This window comes from Anabaena sp. AL09 (assembly GCF_001672255.1).
Taxonomy (GTDB): Bacteria; Cyanobacteriota; Cyanobacteriia; order Cyanobacteriales; family Nostocaceae; genus Dolichospermum; species Dolichospermum lemmermannii.
In genome coordinates, this window is the sequence record NZ_LJOQ01000071.1 from 1 (window position 1) to 17,627 (window position 17,627).

Consider the following 17,627-nt stretch of genomic DNA (forward strand, 5'->3'; position numbering starts at 1 on the left):
CGAGCGCCCATATTTTAATCACCTCAGTAGATTGATTTTCCGTATTTACTTATCTTTACATAGTTTGATTTCTTTGCGCCGACTTACTTAGTTAAATCTCAAGGTTATTCTCCCTATCCTCCTTTAGATGCGGCTGGTTATGCAGCCAAAATTCACAGCCTTTTGGAACTTTATCCTTGGGAAATTCAACTAACACAATTAAACCTTCTCAGTAGCCATGATACAGCTAGATTAATTAGTATTGCTGACGGTGATCAAGCAAGTGTAGAATTATGTAATCTCTTATTATTCACTTTTCCTGGTGCGCCTAGTATTTACTATGGTGATGAAGTGGGTTTACCTGGAGGAATAGATCCTGATTGTCGCCGTGTTTTCCCTCCTGAATCTGACTGGAATTCCAAAATTTTAAATACTCATAAACAATTAATTGCTATTCGGCAAAATTATCCGGCTTTGCGAATTGGCAAATACCAAGTTCTCTATGCAAAAGAAACAGTTTATGTATTTGCGCGAATTTTAGGAAGTGAAGAATTAATTATTGCTGTGAATGTAGGAACTGAAACTATTACAGTCAACCTAGATTGTAGTAGTTTACAAAGTCAATCAAATCAAGTTTTATTTGGGAATGGGGAAATTATCTGGAAAGAGGAAAATGTTTGTTTAATTATTCCTCCCCGTAGTGGTTTGATTTTGGGATAAATGTTAAAATGTCAGTTGGGAATGGTGAGTGATATTTTTTTTGCTGGTGGTGGGTATTCTATATCGTAGGAGTGATGCTGCAATTTGGATAACAGCAATTTTTGAAGTATGGCTAATTTAGGGAATGATTACTTAGTTCAGCGCGGTAAGCAGATTGAGCGAAAGAAAAGAATTGTTACATATATTGGAATGGTTTCATTTGGTGGTTCAATGTTGTTTGGAGGGGTTAATACCATCAAACAGGCTTGGGAAAAACCTAAGCAAGCAGTAGTTCAATCGGCTGAAACTGAGTTGCAAAAACAGATTAAGGGGTATGAGTTAGTTTTGCAGCGCGAACCTAATAATCAAACAGCTTTAGAGAAGTTGTCCATTATGCGGTTAAGGTCGGGGGATAATCAGGGAGGGATTGTCCTAATTGAGAAGTTAATAAAATTACATCCAGATAGACAGGATTATAAAACTGTGCTGGCAGATGTCAAGAAGAAAATGGGAGAGTAAAACTTATATCATAATTGTTTATAATGTAGTTTGATGAGATATAAAACTATATCTCGTCTTAGCTAAAACCAACATATTCTTCCAAAATGGAAAATTATGGACACCATCAAATTGGATGTTTCAACACAGTTACCAGATCATACTCAATTACCCTGTGAAGATGGAACATTTGTGAAAAATTTTCAAGAACATCCTCAAAGTATTCTGTTAACAGAATCTATCTGGTCAAAATTACAAGCAATTCATCCAGATAAGCAATTTTGCATAGGACAAGATAGCGGTATTTATTGGCGGATTACAGAACCACCAGAACGAGGTGCAGAAGCGCCAGATTGGTTTTATGTTCCTGATGTGCCACCGGCTCTAAATGGTCAAATGCGCCGTTCTTATGTGATGTGGCAAGAATTAGTTGCTCCCCTAATTGTCATTGAATTTGTATCAGGTAATGGTAGAGAAGAAAGGGACGAAACTCCATATCAAGGAAAATTTTGGGTTTATGAAAAAGCGATTAGAGTACCTTTTTACGGTATTTATGAAGAAAAGAAATCATTATTAGAATTATATCATTTAATCGAAGGACAATATCACCTGATGCCACCTAATGCAAGGGGTCATTATGTGATTGAAAAAATGGGTGTTGAATTAGGAATTTGGCAAGGAACATATAAAAATGTCGAGTTACCTTGGTTAAGGTGGTGGGATTTAGCAGGAAATTTCTTATTAACAGGAGAAGAACAAGCTGAACAAGAAAAACAACGGGCTGAACAGGAAAAACAACGGGCTGAACAGGAAAAACAACGGGCTGATAAATTAGCAGCGAAATTGCGAGAATTAGGCGTTGAATTTGATGATTGAGTAATCTTGATATGATGTAAAACCTCTATCCCGCAAGGAACTCAAGTTCCTTGCTAATAGCGAAAGTCATCTAAAGATGACTAAATATTAGGAAAGTTTATTAGTCCGTTTTAACGGACTTGAACTATTAGACTGGGAATTAATTCCCCGGCGGGTTATGGGTTTTACGTTAAGTTGACACCAATGAGCATTGTTGAACCCAGGTTGTTAAAAATATGGAGATATGTTTATACAGCACTTCCCGGTGTTATGAGGTACATATCTAGCGGGCAAGATGCCCGCACTACAAGAGTTTCATGATTCAACTTTGTACCTCATAATAAAATATGGATAAATTATAGCAGGAGTCAAGGGATTGATACTGACATTTTCATGTCAATTGTAAAGATCTGTGAAAATTAACATTAGTATATCCAGAAAGTGATAGATTTCTGGAAATTGTGGGTACTCTCTATAGGTAGGGGTAATTGAGGGTAGGGGTAATTGAGGGGGGTTAAGGAGTGAAGTAAGCGATCGCTTTGATGGAAAGGTTGGTAAAATTACATCCAGATAGACAGGATTATCAAACTGTTTTGGCGGATGTGAAGAAGAGAATGGGGGAAAGTAAGATTGATCACTAGTAAAATTTAATTATTAGAGTAAGTAAATAAGAGTATGACTATGAATAATGAAATTACTAATTCTGAACTTAACCGATTAATTCCGCCAGAAATTAAAAATGATGAATTTTATACAGCTATTCACAGAATTGCTAGGGAAGAAGATATTCAAACCGTTTTAGAAATTGGCTCATCTTCAGGCGAAGGAAGTACAGAAGCATTTGTGATAGGTTTAAGAGAAAATCCTAACAAACCAATTTTGTTTTGTATGGAAATTTCAAAACCTAGATTTGCTGAATTACAAAATAGGTACAAAAATGAATTATTTGTAAAATGCTATAACTTTTCTTCTGTTTCACTAGAAAGTTTTCCTGAGCAGCAAGAAGTTATAAATTTTTATCAAAGTAATAGAACTAATTTAAATTTATATCCATTAGAACAAGTTCTTAATTGGTTACAACAAGATATTGAATATGTAAAAAATTCCGGAGTTGCTGATGCTGGTATTAATAAAATCAAACAAGAAAATAATATAGAAGATTTTGACGTAGTTTTAATAGATGGATCAGAATTTACTGGTGTTGCAGAATTAAACGAAGTATATGGAGCAAAATTTATTTGTTTAGATGATATTACTACATTCAAAAATAATATCAATCATCATAAATTACTAAATGACTCTAGTTACATACTTGTTTCTCAAAACACATCTATTAGAAATGGATATTCTATTTTCAAAAAAAAGGATAGTGTTGAAAATTATTTTTCTGTGCATGAAAAATCTGAGCAAAGACTAGTAACTAGACTTGTTAAACCAGGAATGCTAGTTTTTGATATTGGTGCTAATATTGGTGATTATTCGATCCTTCTAAGTAAAGTAGTAGGTTCTTCTGGAAAAGTTTATTCATTTGAACCAGCATCAACTACCTTCAATCGACTGCAAGAGCGACTTATTGCATTAAAAATTAATAATGTTTACGGATTTAAAAAAGCATTTTATTCTGATGATACTCAAATAGAATTTAATGAATTTCCAGATGATTTTTCAGTGTGGAATAGCATTGGAAAACCACAAATGCTAGATCCGCAAGGATCAGGGCAATATGTACCCATTATAAATACAGAAATTGTTGAAGCAATTAAGTTAGATTCATTTTGCTTAGAAAACAGTATTGATCATATTGATTATTTGAAAATTGATGTTGAAGGTGCTGAAAGCGATGTATTAGAGGGAGCTAGAGAATTATTAAAAAATAAATCCATAAGATATATACAATTTGAAATATCACAAAAGATGTTGGAGGGATTAAATCGTAGTGCAAAATCTACTTTTGATATCTTGATTGAAAATGGTTATGAATGTCATCGAATAACTGAAGAGGGAAATATTGGAGAAGTAGTAGTAGATTCTAATTCTTTTTATGAAAATTATATTGCTTTTTCCGTACTACCAATTAACTTTTTTACCATTGTTTTGAATGGGCAACCATTTATTCAATATCATATAGAAGTCTTAAAACAACTTCCATTTAAATGGCATTGGCATATTATTGAAGGCGTAGCTGACTTAAAACACGATACAAGTTGGAGTGTACAACTTGGTGGAAATATTAGTGACGAACTTCATAAAAATGGTCGCAGCTATGACGGTACTAAAGAATATCTGGATGAACTAGCGAAACTATATCCAAATAACATTACAATTTACCGTAAACCCGAAGGCGCGTTTTGGGATGGTAAAAGGGAAATGGTGAATGCACCGCTTGCTAATATTCAAGAAGAGTGTTTATTATGGCAAATTGATGTAGATGAACTGTGGACATTAGAGCAGATTTGTACTGTTAGAGAACTGTTCATAAGTAACCCTGAAAAAACTGCTGCATTTTATTGGTGTTGGTATTTCGTTGGGGAAAAACTCATAATCAGTACCCGTAACTGTTATGCACAAAATCCTCAGCAAGACTGGTTGAGAACTTGGCAATTTAAACCTGGTGCATTTTGGGCAGCACATGAACCTCCCATATTAGTTAAATCTCTTCTAGATGGAAAACATCAAAATATCGCAGCCATAAATCCTTTTTTACATAATGAAACTGAAAAGAATGGTTTAGTGTTTCAACACTTTGCCTATGTAACACTAGAACAATTACAATTTAAACAAGAATACTATGGCTATAGTAATGCTGTTTCTCAATGGTTAGCTTTACAAGCAAACAATGAATTTCCCACTTTGCTGCGAGATTATTTTGCATGGGTAGGAGATGAAACGAGGGTAGACCTGGCTGAGTCTTTTGGTATTGTACCAATAGCACAGAGAGAAACTAATAGTAATAATTGGAAGTTTTTACAACCAGAAGAAGTAGAGGAACAAGAAAATAAAATCCAAAAAATAAAACCAACTATTCTCATTGATGCAGTATTTTTCCAACTATATCAAACAGGCATTGCTAGAGTATGGCAAAGTCTTTTAGAACAATGGGCAAACACAGAATTTGCTAATCATATTCTAGTCTTAGATAGAGCCAATACTGCGCCTAAAATTAACGGTATTCGTTATCGAACAATTTCCGCCTACAACTATAACAATACCGAAGCTGATAAACAAATGCTGCAAGATGTTTGTCATGAGGAATCAGCAGATTTATTTATTTCCACCTACTATACTACTCCTATAGAAACCCCTTCAGTATTTATGGCTTATGATATGATACCTGAAGTATTAGGAGGAAACTTAAATGAACCTATGTGGCGTGAAAAACATAACGGTATACAACACGCATCATCTTATATTTCCATCTCTGAACATACAGCCAAAGACTTACATAAATGTTTCCCTGATATACCCTTAGAATCCATTAATGTTGCTCACTGTGGTGTAGATCCTCTTTTTTCTCCTGCTTCTGAAAAAGAAATTAATACTTTCAAACACAAGTATGGTATTAATAAACCTTATTTTCTCTTGGGTAATTTACAAGGATATAAAAATTCAATTCTTTTTTTCCAAGCCTTGAGTCAATTAGTCAATAAACAAAGTTTTGATATTATTTCTACTGGCACAGGCAACCAATTACCTTCAGAATGGCGACAATATATCCCAGGGTGTACTTTTTATGGACTGCAATTAACTGATGAAGAATTGCGATTAGCTTATGCTAGTGCGGTAGCTTTAGTTTATCCCTCTAAATATGAAGGTTTTGGAATGCCAGTAATAGAGGCTATGGGCTGTGGTTGTCCGGTAATTACCACCCGTAACGCTTCCCTTCCCGAAGTTGCAGGAGCAGCGGCTATTTATATAAATGATCATGATGTCATGGGATTAGCAGATGCTTTATGTGAAGTCCAAAAACCCAGTATCAGAAATAGTTTAATCAATGCAGGTTTAGCACAGGCTAAAAAGTTCTCTTGGAGAAAGATGGCTGAAACTGTTAGTAATGCTTTAGTTAATGCAACACAGTTGTCTTTAAACCTCAGAGATATTAACTTAATTATATTCCCAGATTGGTTACTACCAGAAGATGAACTAGGCTTAGAGTTACAAGAGGTGATTCAAACATTAGCAAATCATTCTGAAAATAAAAAAATTACTCTGATTATCCACACAGGTAATATTGCTATTGAAGATGCAGAAATGTTTTTATCTAGTGTAGCTATGAATCTGTTAATGGAAGATTTAGATATTAGCGATACCATAGATATTTCTCTGGTAGGTAAACTAGGGGATATGCAATGGCAATCTTTATTACCTCAAATTTATGGCAGAGTGATTTTGGATCATGAAGATAAAATAAATTTAGCACAAATACCAGTTAGTAACTTAGAAAGTTATCCATTGGATAGTTTGATAAGTCAATTTTAAGAGTCTTAGAAATGTAGGTTGGGTTAAGCAATAGTGCAACTTTTGATTCTTTTTGATAGCTGAAGTCCTTGTATTTCACTCAACCAAGAACCGCTGTATCAAATCCAGTTACTTTTGAAGATACCAATTATCATCTAATAATTGTTCTAAAGAATAGGGACAATTATCAGGGAATAGATTTGATGCTAATCCTGTTTTTTGAACAACAACTTTCAAAGCAACATTGTAAATATGATCTAATTCTTGAACTAACTTATTTTTTAATGTAGTAGTTAAGCTATTGTTTAAATCATCTCTAAAAGCGATTATTTCTCCCTGCCAATGCCGATGGTTTCGATCATATTCGTCTTGCCAATATTCTAATAGTAAAATATGAATTATAATTTGTCTTAATAGACTTCTAACTTTGTTTAAATCATTTCTTCCCAAACTTTCTAACTCCTCAATTAAATTTTCTAAGTCTAAGTTTTCTAAATTTTTTGCTTTTAGAAGCTTAATAGTTTCTTCCAACCAGAGATAATCGTCAATTTCATACAGTCTTTGTAGTTGATTTGGTGTTTTATTTAACATAATCACAATCCTTTTTCTGTTAGGATGGGTCATTTATTAGGATTTCATAGAGCGATGCCCATGGCCATACAGCGGTTTCCGCTCTTATAAGTTACATCTTAAGCCCCCTCATCGCTTGCGGGGTGGGGGTGGGGTTCTTGTACATCATAACATCGGGAAGTGCTGTAAAATCAGCCTTTTGATTAAAGATTAACATAATTTCCGGCGCTTCGATTTCCGGCATTGCTGATTTTAGGGATGAAAATAATTTTGCATACGTTCAAGACCTTTGTAGAGACGTTCCATGAGTAGGGATTCTCGGCTCTACCTCCAAAAATCTTACGCCAATATGGCTACGCCACGCAGGCTATCAGCAACGCCCGATTTCCTTGTATCAACCCAAATTACAAGTATTAATTAGCCTTAACTATCAATGTACTTTTGCCACATTTGCTGATAAGCATTTTCCATTTCCCGCGCAAATTTCTGACCATTCCATAGCGGTGAAGTTTGTCTTGACTTTCTCAGTTTCCACACAATTTCTTGTCTTAATTTCTCATCCTTACCCAACTTCACACCCCACTCGACATACTCTTCATCACTCCAAGCTAAACCTTCAGTTACACCCACATTCATCATCATTGTATAGCTGTTCCGGGCTGCAAATTGTTCTCCCACCCTGGTAACTAGGGGTATACCCATCCATAATGTTTCTAGGGTTGTGGTTGCACCATTGTAGGGATAGGTATCTAAGACGATATCTGCAATGGCTAAATTGGCGCGGTGTTCCATGTCTGTATCAGCAGAAGGTAGAAATCTTAACTGTTTGAAATCAACACCTTCTGCTTCAGCAAGGGGAGCAATAAAATCTCGCAAATCTTCATGATTACTGCGATGACTTTTCAGCAGAAAATAACTATTAGGAACTTGTTTGATAATGTGCATTTGTAAGCGAATATTATGGGGATTACGTTTTACTCCTGTTTGGGAACTAAAATAAATAATCCCATCATCAGGAATATCTAAAGATTCTCTATTAATAGTTGGTGTTCCTACAGCAAAACCATCAATACCAATATAATTTTGCGGTAGTCGCCAAATCTTTTCCGTATAATAATCTTGTGCTGATTCTGGTAATACATAGTTATCAGCAATAAAATAATCAACTCCGGGGAAACCAGTTGCATCATACCCCAACCAAGTAACTTGAATTGGTGCAGGTTTCAGGGCTAAAATAGCACAATTTCCATAGGATGTTAAACTATCTAAATCAACTAATATATCTATTTCATCTTCGTTAATTTTATCTGCAACTGTGGCTATAGGTAAACTTCCTTGATAAAAAGAATCACCAAATTCTTTTTTATAGGCTTGTTGTTGTGGATCTTCTGAAAGATCACCTAAAGAATATAAACGCACATCAAATTGTTGGCGATCATGATATTTTAATAACCACCAAGCCAAAAAACCCACAGAATGAGTCCGAAAACATCCTGATAAATAGCCTATTCTTAAAGGACGTTCACTCAAAGCAGGACGAGGTGCAAGAAAACGTTTTTGATAAGTGCTAATATATTCGGGGAACTGTTGCAACATAAATTCTTGACATAACCCTGCTACTCTATTGCGAATTAATCTATTTTCACCAGGATTATCTTCCATGTATAGTAAAAAAGCACCCATAGACAACATTTGTACTAAACCTTCACCTTGTATTTGACTGCTGACAAGATTCGCTAACAAGAATTTATATTGTTGGTAAGATTGAACTGTTTTTTCCCAATTATTACAGGAAGTTAAAAATGCTTCCATTAAAAACTGATTACCCGTAATTTGATCAATGGGTTGTTGAGCAAGTTCTAAATATTTATGAGACCAATCTATAGAATCTTTACTATAATCTCTTCCTAATCTTTGCAGAGGAGAAATAATTTTGTTCATACAATTCATAGCAGTTAAATTATCAGTTGCTAAACGGAGGGCAATTTTAGCAAAATAAACTGACATCTGCTGGTAGAAAAAATAATGGTAGGCATCAGCTTTTTCCAGTAATAATTTAATAATATTCTTAGAACTTAATAAATTAAGAATCAATACTTCCAAAAGTTTATTTATAAACTCAGGGATATTAACTGGTTCAACAAGAGTAAGAGCTACTTTTTCAATAGCTTGAACTAATAATTTTTCATCAAAAATGAGAGGTTTTGTTAATTGAGATAAGGTTACAGTTAATTCATTAACATTTATTTCCAAATCCTGAATTTTTAACTCATAATTTAGATAGATTATTTTTAAAAGATTATTAATATCATCAGGAATAAATTCTTTGACGTGTTGACGAATTACCCAAGCCAATTTTAAACTGGAATTTTCTTCTTGTTGTTGAGCAGTAGTTAATAAAATTGCTGTTAATTCTTGCAGCCATTGTTCTGACTCTTCTTCACCAAATTCAAGAAAAGGAGTCATCCAAGTAATTTGCGCTTCTTCTTCTCTTCCTTCTAATAATAAAACTAATCCTAAATACCAATAATTAGTAACTTCTTCAGGACTTTCAATAATATTTTGTTCATATTGTTCAATGGTTAATAAGATTGGCATTGCAGAAATTTTATTATCTAACTGGTCAGTCATGATTGAAAACCTTAAACTTGGTTTTAAATAAGCTTTAAAATCAAAATAAATTTAGGTATTAACAATTCACAAAATCTGTTAACACCTAAACTATGGCAATAAATTATATCAAAAAAAACGCTAGATGAATTTGCATCTAGCATTTTCAAACATCAACAATAAAGAGATTTACTTCATGGGTTCTGAACCACTGGTTGTACAGGCTGCTCCAGTTGAAGTACTCAATGCAGGTACAACAGGAGTACTGGTAACTCCAGTGGTCTGACAGGCAGCAGCAGAAGTTTGTCCATTGTCGAGGATAACCACACCGCCAGAAAAGCTTTTGAGAGCGTTGGCATCTCGAGATGCTGCTGTAACTACAGTAGATGAGGCACTTGCACTAGGAATTGCATAAGTATAGTTAGTAGTTAGGGTACCAATACCAATTTGCAGACTTTCAAAGGTACCAGCAAAGGATGTATTTTCAATCCGGTAAGCCTGTTGCGTTCTGTTAACTGAACCAATGTAGGTTTTAGCTTCCGATTGTTTAGCTTTTGCTGCTTGGTTGAGGAAAGAAGGTAGAGCAATAGCGGACAGAATACCGATGATAATAATTACAACTAATAGTTCAATAAGGGTGAAACCTTCGTTATCTTTCTTTTTGCTGAGGATTTGTTGGATGAATTTGGCTTTTAGTTCGGTTTTCATGGTATTTTTCCCTGATTTGGACTATTGTTCGTTTCTTGATGGAAATAACTTACCCCATTCCGATCAATTTCATATCACTTCCAGGAAAAAACTTTTTTCCCATCTGTTCAACAGTTCTAACTGTGGGTTAAAAATAGGCTAAAATCCTTATAGAGAGGTGCTTTCACTATCTAGAGGCTGAAAATAGACATTGCTACTAAGCTGTTACGCATTTACTTTTTTTGCCCGAAAGCCTTACGGCAAGGACTCTAGGCTACGAAATATCAGATTTAGCTGCGTAACAGCTTAGAATGGACTCCAAAAAGCTGTGGCTCTACTATACTTGATTCGAGGCAGAGCCGCACATCTACATTCCCAGTCAGAGACTGGGAACGAGTTGAATATACCCAGTTCTGAATTTCCCCATGACGATTATAAAAAAGCAATTACCAAATTTCTGGAAATTTACGAAAAATCCTAGCCTATCCCAGCGATTAATGCTAATTGGGATGGGTATGACCCTATTTTTCATCTTCTTAGCCTTTTTTGCTCCTGTTTTCCAAAGTTGGGGATGGTTGCAAAATCCCAGAGAGTTTCTCTCTAACCCCATTCATGAACCACCTTCGGCCAAACATTGGTTTGGAACGAGCCGTTTGGGTTATGATGTCTTTTCTCGCAGTGTGTTTGGTGTACAAGCCGCGCTGCAAGTTGTGACTTTAGCGACATCATTGAGCATGATCATCGGTGTACCTTTGGGCATGGTCAGCGGTTATTTGGGGGGAAAATTGGATAAAGCTCTATTATTTCTCATGGATAGTATTTATACTTTACCAGGTTTATTACTGTCAGTAACATTGGCTTTTGTCGTGGGGCGAGGAATCTTAAATGCAGCGATCGCTATTAGTATAGCTTACGTTCCCCAATATTATCGCGTTGTCCGTAACCACACCGTCAGCGTCAAAACTGAAGTATATATAGAAGCTGCACAAGCAATGGGTGCTTCTACCTGGGTTGTCTTATCAAGGTATCTATTTTTCAATGTTATTCAAAGCGTCCCCGTCCTCTTTACCCTCAACGCCGCAGATGCCATCTTAGTTTTAGGCGGGTTAGGATTTTTAGGGTTAGGATTACCCGAAGAAGTGCCAGAATGGGGATATGATTTAAAACAAGCTCTAGAAGCACTACCTACAGGCATTTGGTGGACTACCCTGTTTCCTGGTTTAGCAATGACAACTTTAGTGGTAGGGTTATCACTACTTGGTGAGGGGTTGAATGAATTTGTCAATCCTCGTCTAAGAAGAGAAAATAGGCAATAGTCAGTTGTTAGTTGTTAGTTGTTAGTTGTCAGTTGTCAGTTGTCAGTTGTCAGTTGTCAACCAACAAAAATTTAATTATTACTGAGAGAGTTTTGTGAACGATAATATTACTTTAATTGCGGCTGCTACAGGTGGATTTATGGTTTCTCTAGCCTTGTCTGGTATCTTAAAAGGTGCGCCAATCGCAAATTGGCAACAGGTACATAATAATTTACACCCCATTGTCAACGTGCAAATTATCAGTAAAAATAATTGACTATCTATCTGCACAAAACCGATTAATAAACAGTAGATTCCTAGTCCATATTTGTCATCGTTCCTGCACAAGTCGCATTGGTGTTAGTTAAATTAGGATTACTAATAGGATTATTGGCTTGTGGTCCTGCTGTTTGACAAGCAATAGTCAAAGTTAGTCCACCCGAAAGAACGGTGACACCACCATTAAAGCCTTTGAGCGCAGCAGTATTCTTAGCTGTTGCTGTAATGACAGCAGTGTTGCTAGTTGTGACTATTGAATAATTATAATACTCAGTTGAGGTAGAAATACCAATTTGTAGAGTGTCAACATCTTCAGTAAATGATGCATTTTCCATTCGATAAGCCTGTTGCGCCCTATTGGTTGTGCCAACATAGATTTTTCCTTCAGACTGTTGGGCTTTTGCGGCTTGGTTCAGGAAGGAAGGTAAAGCAATAGCAGATAGAATACCAATAAGGATGAATACCATTACTAGTTCAAGAAGTGTAAAACCCTCATCATCTCTATTTTTAGTGATAATATGTTGAATCAATTTGGCTTGCAGTTGGCTTTTCATAGTAATATTTCTTAACATGAGGTTTCTTTCCTTGCTATCTGTACAGATTTTACCCATATTGCATGAATTTTATATCCTCAAATTCCCTCTAATTTATGCAAGTAGCAAGATTTACACCCCCGAGTTATTCAAAAAGTCAGCAATTTTTCTGTTCATAATTCTTCACATATTTGGATTAATTTTAATAAATCTCTAACATTCATTACTATATCTTCGGAAAAATCTTGAGGATAAATAAGATGATGAAAATGCCAACCCGGAAGAGTTTCACCCAGTAAATAATAATAATCCAAACCTATTAAATTACTGAGCCACCAATAGCAATGATAAACATAATTGGGGGCAAATAACTCAATCACCTTAGTTTCAGGTTGACAAAATACCAAGTTAGTTAAACCGCTACCATGAGGAGATATAATAATTTCCGCTTGCGAGAATAAAGCAGCTTGTTCTAATACGGACATTGATTCTAAAGTTACTACTGTAAATCCATAGGATTGGAGTAAGTTTAAAATTTCATCTTCATTTAAAATTCTGCGACTTTTAGCCAGATTTCTCGTAATATAAATTCTCTGTTGAGAAGGCGTATTTTTCACATATTCTGGTATCAGGAAATGATGCTTTAAAAATTCACAAGTCCATTTTGGCATCCAAGCTACACTTGCTGGAAACGAAGGAACAATTAATTTACTGGCTTGGATATGATGACTTTGATTAATATTAATTTGTTTATTTTCTGGTATTTGTAATAAATTCAAAGTTTCTCTTTGAAATGGTAAACTATTATCCACTACAAAATAATCAATTTTATCAAAATCACAATTTTGTTTTCTTAATAATTCCCATCTTGGTAAAATATCCAACATCCAATGAAAATAAATATTGTTGGTTAAACCAGCTAATACAGCTACATTCCCTTCTCTAAAGTGAATTGGAGGCAGATGTTCAATAGAAAATATAGCATGATTACGAGGATTTTTATCAGGATGATTAGGGCTTAAAATCGGGAAATCTGGAGAAATATCAGCTAAAAAATGGGATTCATCTGTAAAAATAGCAGATTGGGTTTGATCTGAACTTAACCAAAATCTCCCTTGGGGAATTGTGACAACAAAGGATGATGGTAATTTGATATTTTTACCAAATCTAAAACTAAAATGGATTGAATTATCTAAAGATTTTGGATGATTTAACTGAATATCTATTTCTGGATAAATTTCTACATAGTGAGATTTATTAAAATTATTATTTTCTATCCATTCTTGGGTTGATTCATAAAATTCATAAGGAGAAGAAATAGGAACAATTGCCGAAAAATTAATTTTATTTAATTCTGGATTAATTTCAGAAAAGATTTTACCTAAGTTTAAATATAATTCATTTTCAGATTCAGAAATATTCAGGAGAGATTTAATCATATTAATTCCTGTCAAATGAATATTATTTAATTTAAGATTTTCGGCTTTACCAATATTTACTAAATGTTCGGAAAATTGAGGTTGTATTTCCAGAGCTTTTCTGAGATAATTAATTCCTATTTCCCAGTTACCCGCATAAATTAATATTATTCCTAAATCACTATAGGCAGGAGCATAATTATTTTTTATTTGGATAGATTGAGAAAAACAATTAATTGCTAATTCCCATTTTTTGATGCGAGAATAGCAAAGTCCAAGTTGATAATAAATTAAATAATCATTAGTAAATTTAAGAGTATTTTCATAACAGGAAATAGCCTCGACAAAGTTTTCTAACTTCTGCCAAATATAAGCTTGATTCAAATAAGCATCAACGAAATCTGGTTGAATTTCAGTGACTGTTTGCCAATAATCAATTGCTGCTTCCAAATTTCCTTGCATAGCTACAGCATGACCTAAATTATAATAAATTTCAGGTTGATTATCATCCCATTCTAAAATAGCTTCATAAATAGTTTGTGCTAGTTGATGATTGTGCTGTTCTAAATATTCATCTGCTTTATTTTTGAGTAAATTAATAAACTCTATCAAATCATTGTCTTGCAAATCCAACTCGCTATTAGTAAAAGTTGATAACCAAATTGATTGACATTCAATTTCGTTGCCTTGCAATAACCAAGACAATCCTAAATACCAATAATTAGAAATCAAATTAGGAGCTAATTCAAGACATTTTTCATAAAAATTGATAGCTGATATAAAATCTCCCTGTTTGAAATAAATATCAGCTTGATGTTTAAGTTGTGTAATATCCACTTAATTAACCATGATATTGATAATTAGATTTTACCTGATCTCAAACTTGATATATTTCATCCTCAACTTATTTTCCATAAATTGTACCACACCCTTGATTTCTCTTCCTTTCTTCCTTTGCGCCTTTGCGTGAGATCTAAAAAATGATATATTAAATAGCTATGGAGTTTTTATAAAATAAATTAAAATTATGCAGCAAGTAATTGGTATTGATTTAGGGGGAACTGCGATTAAACTTGGTCGGTTCACAGCAGATGGTAATTGTTTGCAATCTTTATCTGTGGATACTCCCCAACCCGCAACACCAGAGGCTGTATTATTGAAAATAGTAGATGCAATATCACAAATTGACCCCAATAATGAAAGTGTCGCTATTGGTTTAGGTACTCCTGGTCCTGCTGATGCTGCGGGAAGAATTGCGAAAGTTGCTATTAATCTAGTAGGATGGCATGATGTCCCCCTAGCAGATTGGTTAGAAGCCAAAACGGGTAAACCGACAATTTTGGCTAATGATGCTAATTGTGCAGGTTTAGGAGAAGCTTGGTTAGGTGCAGGTCGAAATTTCCCCAATTTGATTTTACTAACTTTGGGGACTGGCGTTGGTGGGGCAATTATTCTTGATGGTAAATTATTTGTCGGACATCAAGGTGCAGCAGCAGAATTAGGTTTAATTACCTTAAATCCTGATGGACCAATGTGTAATAGTGGCAATCAAGGCTCATTAGAACAGCATACTTCAATCTCTGCTATCCGTCGCCGCACAGGCAAAGAACCAGCAGAATTAGGCGCACTTGCCCAAGATGGAGATATAGAAGCCTTGACTTTTTGGCAAGAATATGGTAAAGACTTAGGAATTGGTTTAACCAGTTTACTCTATGTGCTGACACCCCAAGCAATTATTATTGGTGGTGGTGTCAGTGGGAGTTTTGAATTTTTCTTACCTGCATTAACAGCAGAAATCGAAAAACGAGTTTTACCAACTTCCCGTGCAGGTTTGCAAATTCTCCCCGCAGAATTAGGAAATACAGCGGGAATGGTAGGCGCTGCTAAGTTAGCATTGGAAATAGGTAATTGGTAATGGGGAAAACCGACAACTGTACGGGCGAAGCATTTGGAGAACTATTTTTGGCAATGACCGATAATTCATCTTCCAAATGCTTCGCCCCTACCGACAACTGACAACTGTACGGGCGAAGCATTTGGAGAAATATTTTTGGCAATGACCGATAATTCATCTTCCAAATGCTTCGCCCCTACTGACAACTGACAACTAAGAAACTTGTACAGGCTTGGGTGTGGTAGTTGTCGAATGAAATTGAGAAATTGCAGCGGTCATAAATCCTTTGAATAAAGGATGAGGTGCGTTGGGGCGAGATTGAAATTCAGGATGAAATTGACAAGCGATAAAGAAAGGATGTTTGGGATATTCAATAATTTCCACTAATCTACCATCTGGAGATGTACCACTCACCAAATAACCAGAATCTAATAACTGACTACGATAGACATTATTGAACTCGTAACGGTGACGGTGGCGTTCATAAATGACTTCTTCTTGATAAAGTTGGAAAGCTAGGCTATTGGGAAGTACGCGACAAGGATAAAGTCCTAAGCGCATTGTCCCGCCTAAATCTACTACATCCTGTTGTTCTGGCAAGAGGTTAATAACCGGATTGTCTGTATATGGGTCAAATTCGGCGCTATTGGCATTAGATAAGCCTTCGACATTTCTCGCCCATTCAATCACGGAACACTGCATTCCTAAGCATAAACCTAAAAAGGGAATTTGGCGATCGCGGGCGTATTTAATCGCCGCAATTTTCCCATCTATGCCCCGACTACCAAAACCGCCCGGAACAATGATACCATCAACACCTGCAAGATAGTTTTCCGGTGGTTCATTTTCCAAAACTTCCGAGTTTATCCACCGCAGACGCAAATCACCATGAGTTGCAATAGCCGCATGACGTAAAGACTCGACTACAGACAGATAGGCATCACCTAACCGCACATATTTACCAACAATAGCAATTTCGACGGTATATTTAGGATTATACATCCGGTCTACCATATTTTCCCATTGGGTCATATTGGGTTGACGCTGTTCCATTTGTAGTAAGTTAAGAACCTGTTCAGCTAATCCTTCCCGTTCTAAAATTACTGGAACTTCATAAATACTGCGAGCATCTGGACTGGTAATAACACATTCTACAGGGACATCACAAAACTCTGATAACTTTTGTTTCAAGCCGACCGGAATGGGGCGATCGCTCCGACATACTAAAATATCTGGTTGAATGCCAATTGATCTCAATTCTTTCACAGAATGTTGAGTCGGCTTGGTTTTCATTTCTCCAGCCGCAGCGATCCAAGGCAACAAAGTAACGTGCATATACAACACATTACGCTTTCCTACTTCCTTTCGCAGTTGACGAATTGCTTCCAGAAAAGGTAGTGATTCAATATCACCCACAGTTCCGCCAATTTCCGTAATTACCGCAGCAGGATTAGTTTCTTTAGCAACTCTGAGAATTCGCTCTTTAATCTCATTGGTAATGTGCGGAATTACCTGAACAGTACCGCCATTATAGTCGCCTCGGCGTTCCTTGTTAATAACTGACTGATAAATCAAGCCAGTAGTAACACTGTTTAACCGAGACATAGAAGTATCAGTAAACCGTTCGTAATGTCCCAAATCCAAATCTGTTTCTGCACCGTCTTGGGTGACAAAAACTTCCCCATGCTGAAAAGGACTCATTGTCCCTGGATCAACGTTAATATAGGGATCGAGCTTGAGAATCGAAACCGAATAATCCCGTGATTTGAGCAAACGTCCCAAACTTGCTGCTACAATTCCCTTACCAATACTGGAAACCACGCCCCCAGTCACAAAGATAAACTTAGTCATAGTA

General features: G+C 35.6%; 14 protein-coding genes and 1 pseudogene. 7 read left to right on the top strand and 8 right to left on the bottom strand.

The annotated features are described in order from the left end of the window. Positions 1-90 precede the first annotated feature (90 nt). The 4 genes and pseudogenes from AN490_RS13565 to AN490_RS13585 all read left to right on the top strand — a co-directional run. Positions 91-699 (top strand): annotated as a pseudogene (locus tag AN490_RS13565) (alpha-amylase family glycosyl hydrolase); the annotation flags it as partial. A 108-nt stretch (positions 700-807) separates the two neighbouring features. Further along, positions 808-1,197, top strand: coding sequence for a M48 family metallopeptidase (locus AN490_RS13570; RefSeq protein WP_148763992.1), 390 nt, complete (start codon positions 808-810; stop codon positions 1,195-1,197). A gap of 96 nt (positions 1,198-1,293) precedes the next feature. After that, positions 1,294-2,052, top strand: coding sequence for a Uma2 family endonuclease (locus tag AN490_RS13575; protein WP_300004120.1), 759 nt, complete (start codon positions 1,294-1,296; stop codon positions 2,050-2,052). Between the two features lie 660 nt (positions 2,053-2,712). Beyond that, complete coding sequence (locus AN490_RS13585; protein ID WP_300004123.1) at positions 2,713-6,507, top strand: FkbM family methyltransferase; 3,795 nt, start codon at positions 2,713-2,715, stop codon at positions 6,505-6,507. A gap of 108 nt (positions 6,508-6,615) precedes the next feature. On the opposite strand, the gene AN490_RS13590 is transcribed toward AN490_RS13585, so the two are convergent. The 4 genes from AN490_RS13590 to AN490_RS13605 all read right to left on the bottom strand — a co-directional run bounded on the left by AN490_RS13590 (position 6,616) and on the right by AN490_RS13605 (position 10,374). Continuing rightward, positions 6,616-7,077, bottom strand: coding sequence for a DUF29 domain-containing protein (locus AN490_RS13590; protein ID WP_168651974.1), 462 nt, complete (start codon positions 7,075-7,077; stop codon positions 6,616-6,618). Between the two features lie 91 nt (positions 7,078-7,168). Then, positions 7,169-7,300, bottom strand: coding sequence for a hypothetical protein (locus AN490_RS13595; protein ID WP_300004128.1), 132 nt, complete (start codon positions 7,298-7,300; stop codon positions 7,169-7,171). A 179-nt stretch (positions 7,301-7,479) separates the two neighbouring features. Continuing rightward, a complete protein-coding gene (locus AN490_RS13600; RefSeq protein ID WP_300004131.1) occupies positions 7,480-9,687 on the bottom strand; it encodes a hypothetical protein in 2,208 nt (735 codons plus the stop codon). 168 nt (positions 9,688-9,855) lie between these two features. Continuing rightward, positions 9,856-10,374 carry a type IV pilin-like G/H family protein gene (locus tag AN490_RS13605; RefSeq protein ID WP_300004134.1) on the bottom strand — a complete coding sequence of 173 codons (519 nt, stop codon included), beginning with the start codon at positions 10,372-10,374 and terminating at the stop codon, positions 9,856-9,858. A gap of 404 nt (positions 10,375-10,778) precedes the next feature. Between AN490_RS13605 and AN490_RS13610 the strand changes: the two genes are divergently transcribed. Next, positions 10,779-11,669 carry an ABC transporter permease gene (locus AN490_RS13610; RefSeq protein WP_300004137.1) on the top strand — a complete coding sequence of 297 codons (891 nt, stop codon included), beginning with the start codon at positions 10,779-10,781 and terminating at the stop codon, positions 11,667-11,669. 94 nt (positions 11,670-11,763) lie between these two features. Then, positions 11,764-11,925, top strand: coding sequence for a hypothetical protein (locus AN490_RS13615; RefSeq protein WP_300004140.1), 162 nt, complete (start codon positions 11,764-11,766; stop codon positions 11,923-11,925). Between the two features lie 40 nt (positions 11,926-11,965). On the opposite strand, the gene AN490_RS13620 is transcribed toward AN490_RS13615, so the two are convergent. Then, positions 11,966-12,499: a type IV pilin-like G/H family protein gene (locus AN490_RS13620; protein WP_300004144.1), complete on the bottom strand. Its 534-nt coding sequence runs from the start codon at positions 12,497-12,499 to the stop codon at positions 11,966-11,968. 134 nt (positions 12,500-12,633) lie between these two features. After that, positions 12,634-14,715, bottom strand: coding sequence for a glycosyltransferase 61 family protein (locus AN490_RS13625; protein ID WP_300004147.1), 2,082 nt, complete (start codon positions 14,713-14,715; stop codon positions 12,634-12,636). A 190-nt stretch (positions 14,716-14,905) separates the two neighbouring features. Here AN490_RS13625 and AN490_RS13630 point away from each other — a divergent pair, with 190 nt between their 5' ends. Then, positions 14,906-15,793 (top strand): ROK family protein, encoded by an 888-nt coding sequence (locus tag AN490_RS13630; RefSeq protein ID WP_300004150.1) that lies wholly within the window; start codon positions 14,906-14,908, stop codon positions 15,791-15,793. Here AN490_RS13630 and AN490_RS13635 read toward each other — a convergent pair. Next, positions 15,762-15,914 carry a hypothetical protein gene (locus tag AN490_RS13635; RefSeq protein ID WP_300004153.1) on the bottom strand — a complete coding sequence of 51 codons (153 nt, stop codon included), beginning with the start codon at positions 15,912-15,914 and terminating at the stop codon, positions 15,762-15,764. The two genes, AN490_RS13630 and AN490_RS13635, sit on opposite strands and share 32 nt — an antisense overlap. 71 nt (positions 15,915-15,985) lie before the next feature. After that, a complete protein-coding gene (locus AN490_RS13640; protein ID WP_015080084.1) occupies positions 15,986-17,623 on the bottom strand; it encodes a CTP synthase in 1,638 nt (545 codons plus the stop codon). Positions 17,624-17,627 lie beyond the last annotated feature (4 nt).

Bases quoted from the DNA above. Each gene is read 5' to 3' on its own strand.
- AN490_RS13605 (WP_300004134.1), bottom strand. From the start codon at position 10,374: ATGAAAACCGAACTAAAAGCCAAATTCATCCAACAAATCCTCAGCAAA.
- AN490_RS13590 (WP_168651974.1), bottom strand. From the start codon at position 7,077: ATGTTAAATAAAACACCAAATCAACTACAAAGACTGTATGAAATTGAC.
- AN490_RS13640 (WP_015080084.1), bottom strand. From the start codon at position 17,623: ATGACTAAGTTTATCTTTGTGACTGGGGGCGTGGTTTCCAGTATTGGT.
- AN490_RS13585 (WP_300004123.1), top strand. From the start codon at position 2,713: ATGAATAATGAAATTACTAATTCTGAACTTAACCGATTAATTCCGCCA.
- AN490_RS13595 (WP_300004128.1), bottom strand. From the start codon at position 7,300: ATGCCGGAAATCGAAGCGCCGGAAATTATGTTAATCTTTAATCAAAAG.
- AN490_RS13575 (WP_300004120.1), top strand. From the start codon at position 1,294: ATGGACACCATCAAATTGGATGTTTCAACACAGTTACCAGATCATACT.
- AN490_RS13635 (WP_300004153.1), bottom strand. From the start codon at position 15,914: ATGCTTCGCCCGTACAGTTGTCAGTTGTCGGTAGGGGCGAAGCATTTG.
- AN490_RS13600 (WP_300004131.1), bottom strand. From the start codon at position 9,687: ATGACTGACCAGTTAGATAATAAAATTTCTGCAATGCCAATCTTATTA.
- AN490_RS13610 (WP_300004137.1), top strand. From the start codon at position 10,779: ATGACGATTATAAAAAAGCAATTACCAAATTTCTGGAAATTTACGAAA.
- AN490_RS13630 (WP_300004150.1), top strand. From the start codon at position 14,906: ATGCAGCAAGTAATTGGTATTGATTTAGGGGGAACTGCGATTAAACTT.
- AN490_RS13570 (WP_148763992.1), top strand. From the start codon at position 808: ATGGCTAATTTAGGGAATGATTACTTAGTTCAGCGCGGTAAGCAGATT.
- AN490_RS13620 (WP_300004144.1), bottom strand. From the start codon at position 12,499: ATGTTAAGAAATATTACTATGAAAAGCCAACTGCAAGCCAAATTGATT.